This window comes from Pseudomonas sp. BN417 (assembly GCF_029871205.1).
Taxonomy (GTDB): Bacteria; Pseudomonadota; Gammaproteobacteria; order Pseudomonadales; family Pseudomonadaceae; genus Metapseudomonas.
In genome coordinates, this window is the sequence record NZ_SSOJ01000148.1 from 1 (window position 1) to 13,326 (window position 13,326).

15 protein-coding genes are annotated in these 13,326 nt (G+C 65.7%); 9 read left to right on the forward strand and 6 right to left on the reverse strand.

Annotated elements, in window-relative coordinates; all coding sequences use genetic code 11:
* From E8F11_RS22810 to E8F11_RS22835, 6 genes are all read left to right on the forward strand, one after another.
* On the forward strand, window positions 1-428 hold a 428-nt coding region (locus E8F11_RS22810; RefSeq protein ID WP_280291166.1), incomplete at its 5' end, for an L-serine ammonia-lyase, iron-sulfur-dependent, subunit alpha.
* Between the two features lie 77 nt (window positions 429-505).
* Window positions 506-1,630 carry a glycine cleavage system aminomethyltransferase GcvT gene (gene gcvT / locus E8F11_RS22815; RefSeq protein WP_280291167.1) on the forward strand — a complete coding sequence of 375 codons (1,125 nt, stop codon included), beginning with the start codon at window positions 506-508 and terminating at the stop codon, window positions 1,628-1,630.
* Between the two features lie 314 nt (window positions 1,631-1,944).
* On the forward strand, window positions 1,945-2,499 hold the full coding sequence (locus E8F11_RS22820; protein ID WP_280291168.1) for a hypothetical protein: 555 nt from the start codon (window positions 1,945-1,947) through the stop codon (window positions 2,497-2,499).
* A gap of 356 nt (window positions 2,500-2,855) precedes the next feature.
* On the forward strand, window positions 2,856-4,628 hold the full coding sequence (locus E8F11_RS22825) for a multicopper oxidase domain-containing protein (RefSeq protein WP_280291169.1): 1,773 nt from the start codon (window positions 2,856-2,858) through the stop codon (window positions 4,626-4,628).
* A gap of 19 nt (window positions 4,629-4,647) precedes the next feature.
* Window positions 4,648-5,289 (forward strand): SCO family protein, encoded by a 642-nt coding sequence (locus E8F11_RS22830; protein ID WP_280291170.1) that lies wholly within the window; start codon window positions 4,648-4,650, stop codon window positions 5,287-5,289.
* 110 nt (window positions 5,290-5,399) lie between these two features.
* Window positions 5,400-5,582: a hypothetical protein gene (locus tag E8F11_RS22835; protein ID WP_280291171.1), complete on the forward strand. Its 183-nt coding sequence runs from the start codon at window positions 5,400-5,402 to the stop codon at window positions 5,580-5,582.
* Between the two features lie 140 nt (window positions 5,583-5,722).
* Here E8F11_RS22835 and E8F11_RS22840 read toward each other — a convergent pair whose 3' ends face one another.
* Entirely contained in the window at window positions 5,723-6,013 is a 291-nt protein-coding gene (locus E8F11_RS22840; RefSeq protein WP_280291172.1) for a hypothetical protein, read from the reverse strand.
* Between the two features lie 85 nt (window positions 6,014-6,098).
* Window positions 6,099-6,422, reverse strand: coding sequence for a hypothetical protein (locus E8F11_RS22845; protein WP_280291173.1), 324 nt, complete (start codon window positions 6,420-6,422; stop codon window positions 6,099-6,101).
* 184 nt (window positions 6,423-6,606) lie between these two features.
* On the opposite strand from E8F11_RS22845, the gene E8F11_RS22850 reads away from it, so the two are divergent.
* Window positions 6,607-6,837 (forward strand): DUF2789 domain-containing protein, encoded by a 231-nt coding sequence (locus E8F11_RS22850; RefSeq protein ID WP_280291174.1) that lies wholly within the window; start codon window positions 6,607-6,609, stop codon window positions 6,835-6,837.
* 189 nt (window positions 6,838-7,026) lie between these two features.
* Complete coding sequence (gene ptrC, locus E8F11_RS22855; protein ID WP_280291175.1) at window positions 7,027-7,218, forward strand: type III secretion system co-regulatory protein PtrC; 192 nt, start codon at window positions 7,027-7,029, stop codon at window positions 7,216-7,218.
* Window positions 7,219-7,220: 2 nt separating this feature from the next.
* Here ptrC and E8F11_RS22860 read toward each other — a convergent pair whose 3' ends face one another.
* The 4 genes from E8F11_RS22860 to E8F11_RS22875 form a co-directional block, all read right to left on the reverse strand.
* Window positions 7,221-9,458, reverse strand: a complete 2,238-nt coding sequence (locus E8F11_RS22860) for a xanthine dehydrogenase family protein molybdopterin-binding subunit (protein WP_280291176.1) — start codon at window positions 9,456-9,458, stop codon at window positions 7,221-7,223.
* Between the two features lie 11 nt (window positions 9,459-9,469).
* Window positions 9,470-9,928 carry a 2Fe-2S iron-sulfur cluster-binding protein gene (locus tag E8F11_RS22865; protein WP_280291177.1) on the reverse strand — a complete coding sequence of 153 codons (459 nt, stop codon included), beginning with the start codon at window positions 9,926-9,928 and terminating at the stop codon, window positions 9,470-9,472.
* A gap of 99 nt (window positions 9,929-10,027) precedes the next feature.
* A complete protein-coding gene (locus E8F11_RS22870) occupies window positions 10,028-10,957 on the reverse strand; it encodes an AraC family transcriptional regulator (protein WP_280291178.1) in 930 nt (309 codons plus the stop codon).
* Window positions 10,958-11,153: 196 nt separating this feature from the next.
* On the reverse strand, window positions 11,154-12,176 hold the full coding sequence (locus E8F11_RS22875; RefSeq protein ID WP_280291179.1) for a zinc-dependent alcohol dehydrogenase family protein: 1,023 nt from the start codon (window positions 12,174-12,176) through the stop codon (window positions 11,154-11,156).
* A 162-nt stretch (window positions 12,177-12,338) separates the two neighbouring features.
* Between E8F11_RS22875 and E8F11_RS22880 the strand changes: the two genes are divergently transcribed.
* Window positions 12,339-13,256, forward strand: a complete 918-nt coding sequence (locus tag E8F11_RS22880) for a LysR substrate-binding domain-containing protein (RefSeq protein ID WP_280291180.1) — start codon at window positions 12,339-12,341, stop codon at window positions 13,254-13,256.
* Window positions 13,257-13,326 lie beyond the last annotated feature (70 nt).

Sequence of the window (13,326 nt, forward strand, 5' to 3'; positions counted from 1 at the left end):
AGCGCTTCCTGCTCACCGCCGCCGCCATCGGCATCCTCTACAAGGAGAACGCCTCGATCTCCGGCGCCGAAGTCGGCTGCCAGGGCGAGGTGGGCGTGGCCTGCTCGATGGCCGCCGGCGCGCTCTGCGAAGTCATGGGCGGCACCCCGCAGCAGGTGGAGAACGCCGCCGAGATCGGCATGGAACACAACCTCGGCCTGACCTGCGACCCGGTCGGCGGGCTGGTCCAGGTGCCCTGCATCGAGCGCAACGCCATGGGTTCGGTGAAGGCGATCAACGCCGCGCGCATGGCCCTGCGTGGCGACGGCCAGCACTTCATCTCGCTGGACAAGGTGATCCGCACCATGCGCCAGACCGGCGCCGACATGAAGAGCAAATACAAGGAAACCGCCCGCGGTGGGCTGGCGGTGAACATCATCGAATGCTGATCAGCCGTCCGTAGGGTGCGCCGCGCGCACCACAGACGTTCATCGGTGCGCATGGCGCACCCTACTGGAGATTCCGCGTGACTACCGAAACCCTCGCCAAGACCCCGCTGCACGCCCTGCACCTCGAACTCGGCGCACGCATGGTGCCCTTCGCCGGCTACGACATGCCGGTGCAATACCCGCTCGGCGTGCTCAAGGAGCACCTGCACACCCGTGAACAGGCCGGCCTGTTCGACGTCTCCCACATGGGCCAGATCATCCTGCGTGGCGCCAATGCGGCCCGGGCGCTGGAAAGCCTGGTGCCGGTGGATATCCTCGACCTGCCGGTGGGCATGCAGCGCTACGCCATGTTCACCGACGACAACGGCGGCATCCTCGACGACCTGATGGTGGCCCGCCTGGCCGAGGACGAGCTGTTCGTGGTGGTCAATGCCGCCTGCAAAGAGCAGGACCTGGCCCACCTGCAACAGCACCTGGCCGGCCAGTGCCAGATCGAGTCGCTGTTCGAATCCCGCGCGCTGCTGGCGCTGCAGGGTCCCAAGGCCGCCGAGGTGCTCGGCCGCCTCGCACCGAAGGTGAAGGGCATGACCTTCATGCAGTTCGGCAGCGTGCGCCTGGAAGGCGTGGAATGCTTCGTCAGCCGCTCCGGCTATACCGGCGAAGACGGTTACGAGATCTCCGTCCCCGTGGCCCAGGCCGAAGCCCTGGCCCGTGCGCTGCTGGCCCAGCCGGAAGTCCAGCCCATCGGCCTCGGCGCCCGCGACTCGCTGCGCCTGGAAGCCGGCCTGTGCCTCTATGGCCATGACATGAGCACCGCGACCACGCCGATCGAGGCCAGCCTGGCCTGGGCCATCTCCAAGGCACGTCGCGCCGATGGCGCCCGTGCCGGTGGTTTCCCCGGCGCCGAGCGCATCCTCGAGCAACAGCGCGACGGCGTGACCGGCAAGCGCGTCGGCCTGCTGCCCCTGGAGCGCGTACCGGTGCGCGAAGGTGCCGAGATCGTCGACGCCGACGGCAGCGTGATTGGCCGCGTCTGCAGCGGCGGCTTCGGCCCCAGCCTGGGCGCGCCCGTGGCCATGGGCTTCGTCGCCGCCAGCCATGCGGCCCTGGACAGCGAAGTCTGGGCCCTGGTGCGCGGCAAGCGCGTGGCCATGAAAGTGGCCAAGACCCCCTTCGTGCCGCAGCGCTACTACCGCGGCTAAGCAAGAGTCCCTCGACTGCCCCGCTACGGCGGGGCCTTCAAAGGGTGGAGGCACACGCCTTCACCCTTTTTCTTTGCGCCGACCGGACTGGCGCTGGCTCAATTCGGTAGGGTGCGCCGTGCGCACCGGAAGCTCCACGGTGCGCACAGCGCACCCTACGCTGGACGGCGGACCACAGTCGCAATCTCAAAAAAACCTGCTAACTCACTGAAAACCAAAGCCTTCATCCTTAACCATCACGACACAATCCCGTCATCAATCAGTCATCCGCCGCAGGCAGATTCTCTGCTCAACTTTCCTGGGGAGGACCTCTGATGAACGACAAGAAGAACCTGATCAAGCCACTGGCCGCCACCCTGCTGGCCGCCGCCCTGAGCGCCTGCAGCATGCAGGCCCCGGCACCGGCCAAGCCGGTGGCCCTGGACAATGAAGACTGGTACCAGATCCGCACCGAGAAGGAGCTGTATGTCTTCGACGACTACACCACCTACCGCGAATTCGTGAAGAGCGGCAGCGCGCCGGTGAAGCAGAACCTGGGCAAGAAGGACGGCTTCGGTCGCGACATCGTCCTGGTGCTGAAAGCCGCCGACCAGGGCAAGGACCTGAAGACCCTCAGCGCCACGCGCTTCCTCGACATCAGCCTGCCGCCAGCCCAGCCCTTCTACGGCGAGCTGCGTGACGAAGAAGGCATCATCTACGTGTTCAGCCGCTACGGCGACATGATGGACATGTACAAGATCGGCGAGCCCACCTTCAGCTATGTCGACATCGGCGGCGGCCCGGACGGCCAGCGCGTGGTCTATGTACTGGCCAAGGAAGAACCCAAGCCGGTCAATCAGATTGCCCTGTTCCACTCCAAGTACCAGTAAGGCTCCCGGAGCGGCCGGAATCCCATCTTTTCCGGTCGCCTCCACCTCGCAGAAACCGCTCTACCGCCTGCCCTGCAATCGCCGCCGCCCGTCTTCGAGACACATCCTGTAACACTCACCGCAATGCCTAGAGCCAAAAGCCACTGGCCATCGAAAGCGGCAATTAATTGTCATTTGCCAATTTGCGCCCACCAAGTGCGCCGTCTTTAGTCGGCTTATTGGCGTATTGGCCGCACGAGCAACTTCCATTAGCGGCCTGCACCTTCGCGTGAACGGATGGGGAAAATGAGCCATGGAGCATCGCATCCAGGGCGGGCCGTTCGCGCGGATTCGCGGTGGGGAGATGGAGCACACCCATGAAAGGCAAGAATCCTCGACAAACCAAGAACAAGAAAGACAGGTTGGCGGATGAAACGCGGCGCGACTTCCTCAAGCTCTCCGCCGCCGCGGTGGCCGCCCCCGCCCTGTTACGCGCACCGGCCTCCGAGGCGGCTGTACCGATTCTGCCGCCCAGCCCGGCCACCACACCCTGGGTGATGGAACTGCCCAAGCAGATCGTTCCCGCCGCCGCCGCCCCCTCCCTGACCCCGGCACCGACCGAACTGGCCAATCTCGCCGGCGGTGAGGCCGGACGTAGCCGGCACCAGCGCTGGACGCAGTTCAGGCAGAACGCGGAATACTATGAGCTGCGCGCGCAGGAGCGCGATTGGATGTTCAACCCGGCCTACCCGAAACAGAAGGTCTGGGCCTACCGCGCCGCCAACACGCCGGACAAGGAATTCAGCGCCACGGTGATGGCCCACTATGGCAGGTCGATGATCTGCCGTATCCATAACGAGCTGCCGTCCAACCACACCGGTTTTGGTACGCCGGAAATCTCCACCCACCTGCACAACCTGCACACCGGTTCGGAGAGCGACGGTTTCCCAGGCGACTACTACAGCGCCACCAAGGCCGGCCCGACCCTGACTGCCTCGGGCAAGTTCAAGGACCATCTCTACCCCAACGTCTGCGCCGGGTTCGAGAACCTGCAGGACAGCATCGGCGACTACCGCGAGGCCCTGGGCACGCTGTTCTACCACGACCACACCCTGGACTTCACAGCACCCAACCTTTATCGGGGGCTGGTGGGCTTCTACCTGCTGTACGACCACCTAGACTCGGGCAACGAGGCCGACCCGACGCCCGGCGCGCTGAGACTGCCGAGCCACCCTTACGACTACCCGCTGATGTTCGCCGACCGCCGCTTCGATGCTGGCGGCATGCTCTATTACGACGAAATCAATCCCGAGGGCGTACTGGGCGACAAGGTGCTGGTCAACGGCATGATCGAGCCGGTGCTCAAGGTGGCCGCGCGGCGCTATCGCTTCCGTCTGCTGAATACGGGGCCGAGCCTGTTCTACGCCTTCTCGCTGGTGAACTCGGGCAACCTGAAGCAGAACTTCACCTACATCGGCAACGACGGCAACCTGCTGCCCCAGCCGCTGCTCAACCAGCAGATCGTGACCCTGGGCGTGGCCGAGCGCGGCGACATAGTGGTGGACTTCTCCAAGTACCCGGTGGGCACCACCCTCTACCTGGTCAACCGCATGCGCCAGGAAGAGACCCGCGGACCCAAGGACATCAGGGATACCGGCGTGCGCGTGCTGAAGATAGTGGTGGACCGCTGGCCGACCGCCCAGGACCTCAGCCAGGTGCCGGCCTACCTGCGCCCATTGCCGCCCCTGGACCCTTACGAGGTGGCCAATGCCCCGGTGCGTCGCTTCGTCTTCGAGCGCTCCAACAACATGTGGGTAATCAATGGCCAATTCGTCAACGTCACTGCGCCGCGCTTCACGGTGCCCAAGGGCCGAGGCGAGATCTGGGAGCTGGTGAACATCGACAACGGCTGGTCGCACCCAATCCATATCCACTTCGAGGAAGGCCGCATCATCGCGCGCATCAGGAACGGCGTCTCGCAGCCCATCCCCGCCCATGAGCAGGGACGCAAGGACGTCTATGTGCTCAACAGGGCCGAAACCGTCCGGATCTTCATCCGCTTCAGGGACTACGTGGGCAAATACGTGATGCATTGCCACAACCTGATCCACGAAGACCACGCCATGATGCTGCGCTTCGATATCGAGTAGCGGTGGGAGGTACCAATCCATGAACACTCGCAGAAATCTGATTGGCGGCCTGGGTGCCGGCGTACTGGGGCTGGCGGCCCTGGGCGCCCTGGGTGCCGCCGGAGAACGCCGACCGACGCCCGGCACCGGGGCGGCCAGGTTCCCCAACCCCATCCTGCTCACCCACCAGGGCCGAAGGGTCGCGTTCTACGACGACCTGATACGCGGCAAGGTGGTGGTGCTCAACATGATGTACGCCAGCTGCGGCCGGAACTGCCCGACCGCCACCGCGAACCTGCGCAAGGTCCAGCAGATGCTTGGCGAACGCCTGGGACGGGACGTCTTCATGTACTCCATCACCCTGCAACCGGAGCTTGACCAGCCGCGTCACCTGCAGGAGTACATCGACAAGTTCGGCATCGGCCCCGGCTGGGAGTACCTCACCGGGGCCCCGCAGGACATTCTCGACCTGCGCTATGCCCTGGGCTTCTATGACGTGGACCCCTTGGTGGACGGCAACCAGCTGACCCATACCGGCATGGTGCGGATCGGCAACGAACCGATCGACCGCTGGACCATGGCGCCCTCGCTGACAGACCCGGGACACATACTCTCGGCCATCAACCACGTCGACCACCGCGTGGAGCTGGTCGGCGAGGGACTGCCGGAAGAGGAAGCCTGAGCAGAACCAATGGCCTCCGGGTACTCCCGGAGGCCGGCCCACGGGCACATGGTGTATGATGCGCGCCTCCGGCCCGGATGCGGGCCAAGCCCAGATACAGCAGAAGCACCATGACCAGCCAAGACCACGACCAGGCCGAAATCCAGCAGCAGGAAACCCCGGCCGCCGAAGCCGCGCAAGCCAAACCGAAGAAAGCCAATATCCCCTGGTACCAGAGCCTCAAGGGCCACGACCGCGGCCAACGCCCCGGCCCGGCACCGCGCGGCACCCGCCGGTCCATGGGCAAGCGCTGAGGTCGGGCGTTACCGCCTCGCATGCCCTTGTGGGGGCGAATTCATTCGCGAAGCAGGCCGCAGGTCTGCCAATCGGACCTCAAGGGGGCAGCTGCGCTGCCCTTGGCGAATGAATTCGCCCCCAAAGGTCGCGCGCCCTCCTACTTCACCAAGTTCAGGCGCTTGTCGGTGAAGACGCAGATCACCCCCGCCTCGTTGTACATGACCGGATGGTTGAAGTCGCAATAGGCCGCCGCCACGCTCAGCGGCAGCTGCTGGTTGACCGCCCTTCCCGCCTTGAACCAGGACAACTGGCCGGACTTGCACAGCTTGGCCTCGGCATCGGTGCTGTAGGTGCAGAGCGCCGCCTGGTCGACCGATTCCTCTTTCAGGCAGCCAGCCAGCGGCAGCGCCGCGAGGCCGATGAGCGCGAGTTTCTTCAAAGGGGACATGAATGGCTCCGTAGTGGGACGATCCGCCAAATTTGCGGACCCGGGGCCTTTGATCCATGGCCCCGCGCCGGGTTCCGCGGGCGAATCAGGAATAGCCGGTATAGAGCAGCATTCCCCAGGACATCAGGAAGATCGCCGCCAGCCCGGCCAGGTAGTAACCGCCCGCCAGCAACAGGGTGATGGCCATCGGGCGGGGCGAATCGTGGATCAACGGCAGCATCGAGATCGCCGGTACCAGGAACATGCCGAAGGTGCTCAGGCTGGAATTGAACAGCCAATTGATCTGGAAGAACTCGTGGAGGAATTCGGCGAGGAAGATAAACAGCACCGGGGACCAGACCGGAGCCAGGAGCAGCCCAGCCTCCACCGGGTCCCACAAGGAGTTCCTCTGCTCGCCATGGACGCTCATTTCGCCCCCGTGCAGGTGGCCGCGGCTCGGCGACCGCTTTTTTGTGAGGCTAGCCAAGTCAGCGCAAGGCGCAACCCCGCGCCACTCGTAGCCGACATGCTGCCGTTCGGCGGTCCTGGCCGGCACAGGGTCTATAGTCGATGAAGGTCTTTTATCCCTCGACGCCGCATTCGGAGGCCCCAGCATGGATACCAGCCACCACTCCCTCAGCGCCCTCTTCGACCAGCTTGGGCTGCCCTCGGGAAAGAGCGATATAGAGCGTTTCACTGCCGATCACCGGCTGGCGGTGGGCCAGGCTCTGCCCGACGCCCCCTTCTGGAACCCGGCCCAGGCGACCTTCCTGCGGGACGCTCTGCTGGAAGATGCCGACTGGGCCGAGGAAGCCGACGAACTGGCAGTGCTGCTGAGCAAATGACTGTGACGCCAGGCCCCTTGTAAGGTGCGCGCGGCGCACCCTACCTGGCCAGCGCCAACCGGTCCGCTGTTTCTGATACGCCATCAACGCGAATGATCTTCACCATCAGGCCCATTCAATTCCGCGCTGGACGCCCGAGCGGCACTATCGCTCCATCGGCCCTGTGGCCAACCGGAACGAGACCGCGCCATGTCCGCCAACCCACGCATCAGCGACAGCCTGTACCAGGTCACCCATGTGACCCTGGACGAACTCCGCCTGCACTTCGAGACCGAAGTGGCGGTGAGCCTGGAAGATGGCAGCCTGGCCGTGCGCAAGGCGCCGACTCCGGCGGCCGAGCGCAAGGCCCTGCGGGAACTGATCTGCGGCCGGGCGGCCTGAGATCAGGCCTGCAACTGACGCGGCAACGGCAGTTTGTAGATCCGCTGCCCCACCGCCGCATGCAGCGCATTGGCCACGGCCGGCGCGATGGGCGGCACGCCGGGCTCGCCAACCCCGGTGGGCGCTGCCTCCGACGGCACTATGTGGACCTCCACCACCGGCATCTCGTTGATCCGCAACACCTGGAAATCGTGGAAGTTGGACTGCTCCACCACCCCGTCCTTCAGGGTGATGGCGCCATGCAGCGCGGCTGCCAGACCGTAGCCGATACCACCCTCCATCTGCGCCCGGATCACGTCCGGGTTGATCGCCAGCCCGCAGTCCACCGCACAGACCACCCGGTCCACCTTGAAACTGCCGTCGGACTTGACCGTCACCTCCGCCACCTGGGCGACGAAGGAGCCGAAGGATTCGTGCACGGCGATCCCGCGCCCGCGTTTCTCGCCCTCGGCGCCGGGCTTCAGCGGCTGGCTCCAGCCGGCGCGCTGTGCCGCCAGCTCCAGCACGCCGCGGTGGCGCGGGTGCTTGCCAAGCAGAGCGTGGCGGTACTCATAGGGGTCCTTGCCGGCGGTGGTGGCGGCCTGGTCGATCAGGGTTTCCGCCGCATAGGCCGTATGGGTATGGCCCACCGAGCGCCACCACTGGACCGGTACGCCAATGTCCTCGGGGGTGTGCAATTCCACCTGCAGGTTGGACACCTCGTAGGACAGGTTGGCGACACCCTCCACCGAGCTGTGGTCGATGCCTTCCTTCACCATCGCCCCTTCGAAGGCGGTGCCCTTGAGAATGGACTGGCCCACCACGCGCTGGTGCCAGCCTTGCAGCTTGCCTTCACTGTCCAGCGCCAGGCGCGCGCGGTGCAGGTAGGCCGGCCGGAAGTGGCCGGCATGGGTGTCGTCCTCACGGGTCCAGACCAGCTTCACCGGTACCTCATGGCCCTTGGCCTGCGCCGCCCTGGCAATGGCCACGGCTTCCAGCAGGTAGTCCGAATGCGGATTGGCGCGACGGCCGAAGCTGCCCCCGGCGTAGAGCTGGGTCAGGCTGACCTTCTCCACCGGGATGGCCAGGTACTTGGCAATGGCCATCTGGTCCACGGTCTGGAACTGCTCGCCGTTCCACACGTCGCACTGACCGGGGGACAGTTTCACCAGGCAGTTCATCGGCTCCATGGCCGCATGGGCGAGGTAAGGAAATTCGTAGTCGGCCTCGATCAGCTTCACCGGCTGGGCCATGGCGGCAGCGATATCGCCCTGTTTACTGGCGATCAGGCCCTGCTTGCCGGCGGCCTCGCGGTAACGGGCGAATATCTCCTCGCTGCCGAGCCTGAAGGCGCGGCTCTCGTCCCACTCCACCACCAGGGCATCACGGCCCTGGCGCGCGGCCCAGGTGTTCTTCGCCAGCACGGCCACACCGGCGCGGCCGTGGGGCGTGTCCTTGAACTCCACCACCTCCACGACGCCGGGCACCGCCTTGGCCTTGCTCGCATCGACCGCTTTCGATACGCCGCCAAAGCGTGGCGGGTAGGCCACCACCGCCACCAGCATGCCGGGCAGCTTGAAATCCTGGGTGAAGGTACCGCTGCCGTCGGTCTTGTCGGCGCTGTCCTTGCGCGCCAGGCGCTCCTGGCCGATCAGGATGAAGTCCTTGGGCGACTTGAGTTTCACCTCGCCGGGCACCGGCTGCCGCGCCGCCGCTTCGGCCAGCTCGCCGAAACCGGACTTGCGCCCCGAGGCGGCATGGCTGACTACGCCCTTGCTCACGGAAATTTCCTGCGCCGGCACCTTCCACTGCTCGGCGGCAGCCGCCACCAGCATGGCGCGGGCGCTGGCGCCGGCCTTGCGCATCTGTTCCAAGGAGTTCGCCATGGCCGAACTGCCGCCTGTGCCCTGCATGGGGCCGAAGGCCAGGTTGTTATAGAGCGCCGCATTGGCCGGCGCGCCCTCGACCCTGACCTGGCTCCAGTCGGCGTCCAACTCCTCGGCCAGCAGGGTGGCGAGGCCGGTGTAGCTGCCCTGCCCCATTTCCACGTGCTTGGCGAGGATGGTCACGCTGCCGTCGCCGCCGATGCGGACGAAGGCATTGGCGGCGAAGGGTTCCCCGGCGGCCAACGCCTCGCCGCCGCGCAACAGCGGCGCGAAGAAGATGCCCAGTGCCAGCCCGCCGCTGCCCCGGAGGAAGGTGCGCCGACTGATATTGAGGATGCCGCTGCCGGCAGTGGTATCTGGCTCGAACTTGCCCATGACGGTTCTCCTCAGGCCAGATTGCTGGCGGCTTCGTGGATGGCGGCGCGAATCCGCACATAGGTGGCGCAGCGGCAGATATTGCCGCTCATGGCCGCATCTATGTCGGCATCGCTCGGCTTGCGGTTGCCCTGCAGCAGCGCGGTGGCCGACATGATCTGCCCGGACTGGCAGTAACCGCACTGCACCACGTCGAGCTTGCGCCAGGCCGTCTGCACGGCCTGGCCGACCGGGTCCTGGTCCACGGCTTCTATGGTGGTGACCTTCTTGCCCACCGCCGCCGAGACGGGGGTGATGCAGGAGCGGGTGGCCTGGCCGTCGAGTTGCACCGTGCAGGCGCCGCAGAGGGCCATGCCACAGCCGTACTTGGTGCCGGTCAGGTTGGCGACGTCGCGCAGGGCCCAGAGCAGGGGCATGTCCGCGGGCACGTCGAGTTCATGGTCCTTGCCGTTCAGGTTCAGGGTAATCATCAGGCTTACCACCTCTGGCTGGATGGTTCATCGGAGCCGGCCGGTGATACCCGGCCGGAGGAGTCATTCAGGCTAGCCCGCCGGCGGCGGTGCGCCGTGTCAGGCCGACTGGCGCAGCCGCGCGATATCCCGCAGGGGCGGCGCGCCGAACAGCCGGCTGTACTCGCGGCTGAACTGCGACGGGCTTTCGTAGCCCACCCGGCCGCCGGCGCTGGCCGCGTCCAGGGCCTCGATCAGCATCAGCCGGCGGGCTTCCTGCAGGCGCAGGTGCTTCTGGAACTGCAGCGGGCTCATGGCCGTCATCGCCTTGAAGTGGTGATGCAGGGCCGAGGTGCTCATGTTCACTTCATTGGCCAGGCGCTCGATCTGCAACGGCTGGTGGAAGTTCTGCCGCAGCCAGTTCACCGCCCGGCTGATGCGGTGGCCCTGGGTGCCGCTGCTGGCGATCTGGCGCAGTTGCGCGCACTGCTCGCCGCGCAGCAGACGGTAGAGGATCTCGCGGCGCACCAGCGGCGCCAGGGCGGGAATGTCTTCCGGGGTGTCCAACAGCTGTACCAGACGCAGTACGGCGTCCTGCAGCGGCACACCCAGGCCGCTGACCGAGAGGCAGCGCGGGCAAGGCTGGGGAGCCGGCGCGGGCACCGGGAAATCCATCAGCAGGGCGCTGATTTCCTTGGGGTCGAGGTCAAGGCGCAGGCTGAGGAAAGGGACCTCCGGGCTGGCCTCGGTGACCTGCCCGATCACCGGCAGGTCCACCGATACCACCAGGTACTCGGACGGCCCGTAGTGGTAGGTCTCCTCGCCCAGCACCGACTGCTTGCGGCCCTGAACCACCAGGCCCAGGGCCGGTTCGTAGAGACAGTGCAAGGGTTCGCTGGGCTGGGAGGCACGGAACAGGGTCAGACCGGGAACGGCGGTGGTCCGGGCGCCGTCCTCTCCGGTGAATCGATCAATCAGCCGCACCAACTGCTGCTGCTGGCGGACGGCCGTATCGGACTCATGGGGAGCCGGGAAGGCGTGTGCATTCATGGTTCTGACCCTCGGCGAAGATGGGTCAACTCTACCCATCGCTTGCGGGCTAGTCTCGCCTCTGGAAGCGGTTCGAGAGAATCAGGCAAGAATCCAGCAGGATTCGGCTATCGACCGGGCCGCCTCGCGCGGCACACTGCCCACCATTCGAAAACAACACAGATTCGGGGCGGGCAACGTGCCCGCCCCGCCTTCCTCAGTCGGCGACTTTCATGACCACCCGGCCACCCGCCGGGCAGGTTTCCATATGACGGTTGGCCTCGACGAAGTCCTCGAACGCGAAGACGCGATCAACCGGAGGCTTCAACAGATGATCACGGGTCATCTGGTTGATATGGTCCAGCGCCCGCTTGACCGAAGCCTCATTGGTCTCGATGCCCAACTCCGGAGAACCGGTGAAGTCGAGTACGCAATGACGATAGAACTGCAGATGCTTCTTGAACGCGGCGCAAGCCGGGAACGCAGTATCGTTTCCGCCGTTGCAGCCATAGACGACCAGCTTGCCGCGCGTCGCGGCAACGTCGCCCAGGAGTTTCATCTGCTGGCCGGCGCACTGGTCCAGCACCACTTCGACACCCTTGCCCTGGGTGAAGCGCTCGACTTCCAGGACCAGGTCCTGCTCTTCGGTGACGATGATCTTGTCGGCGCCCAGCGTCTTGATGAAAGCCCGGCTTTCCGGGTAGCTGGTCGACGCGATGACCTTGGCACCCAGCGCCTTGGCCAGTTGCACCGTCTGCGGCGCCAGGCAATGCCCGGCCTCGGTGACCAGCACATGCTGGCCAGGCTTCAGCCCGCCCAGGTCCACCAGGGCGAAATAGGCCATCAGCAGCGCCGTGTAGTGGATGCTGGCCTCGACCGGCGTCAGGGCGTCGGGATAGGCGACAAGGCCGTGGCGCGGCATCACCACCAGGTCGCCCCAGGCCGGATATTGGCTCGGGGTACCGGCAGGGAAGCTGGCCACGGGGGTACCGGGGGTCAGGTCGTCAACGCCCTCGCCCACGGCTTCCACGATGCCGGCCACCTCGGCGCCGAGGCCGGAAGGTAGCTGGGCCACTTGCTCGGCCGCGAGATTCTGCCGCCAGAGCACGTCCCTCCAGCCCACACCCAGAGCCTGGGTGCGCACCAGGACTTCGCCCGGGCCCGGAACGGGGGTCGGCAGCTCGTCCAGTTGGAGGACTTCGGGGCCACCAAACTGGTGAAAACGGATCATGCGGGACATCACATACCTCGCCTGTGTCTCTTCTATAGCCATGGACTCTATCCGGGCTCTATCCACAAAACCACCCGTGGCCATTGATAGTTGTCATAAACGGCGATGATGTGAGCCTTGACGATCGGACACGGGAACTGCACCTTTCACACATCAATTACGGATGATTCCATGAACCGGAACGACTTGCGAAGAGTTGACCTCAACCTTCTGATCGTGTTCGAGACGCTCATGCATGAGCGCAGCGTGACACGCGCAGCAGAGAAGCTGTTCCTCGGCCAACCGGCGATCAGCGCGGCGCTGGCGCGCCTGCGGACCCTGTTCGACGATCCGCTCTTCGTCCGTACCGGCCGCAGCATGGAACCTTCGGCCAGGGCCATGGAGATCTTCGCCCTGCTCTCCCCGGCGCTGGATTCCATCTCCACTGCCGTCAGCCGTGCCGCCGACTTCGACCCGGCCACCAGCACCGCGGTGTTCCGCGTCGGCCTGTCGGACGACGTGGAATTCGCCCTGCTCCCCGCCCTGCTCCGTCGCCTGCGCGCCGAGGCGCCGGGCGTGGTGCTGGTGGTGCGGCGCACCAACTATCTGTTGATGCCCAACCTGCTGGCCTCTGGCGAGATCTCCGTGGGCGTCAGCTACACGGACGAACTGCCGGCCAACGCCAAGCGCAAGACCCTGCGCCGTTCCAAGCCCAAGCTGCTGCGCGCCGACACCGTGCCCGGCGCCCTGAGCGTCGACGACTATTGCGAACGGCCCCACGCCCTGGTGTCCTTCGCCGGCGACCTGAATGGCTTCGTCGACGAAGAACTGGCCAAGATCGGCCGCAAACGACGGGTGGTGCTGGCGGTGCCGCAATTCAACGGTCTTGGCACCTTGCTCGCCGGCACCGACCTGGTGGCCATGGTCCCGGACTACACCGCTGCCGCCCTGACCGCCGCCGGCGGCCTGCGCGCCGAAGATCCGCCCATGTCGACCCAGGCCTTCGAGCTGTCCATGGCCTGGCGCGGTGCCCAGGACAACGACCCCGCCGAACGCTGGCTGCGCTCGCGCATCCAGATGTATTGCGGGGATCCTGACAGCCTCGAGTAAATCAGGCTAAATCACCATGAAACCCACGGATACCAAGGCTTACAGCTAAAGGTTGCTGCCTGTTGCTGGT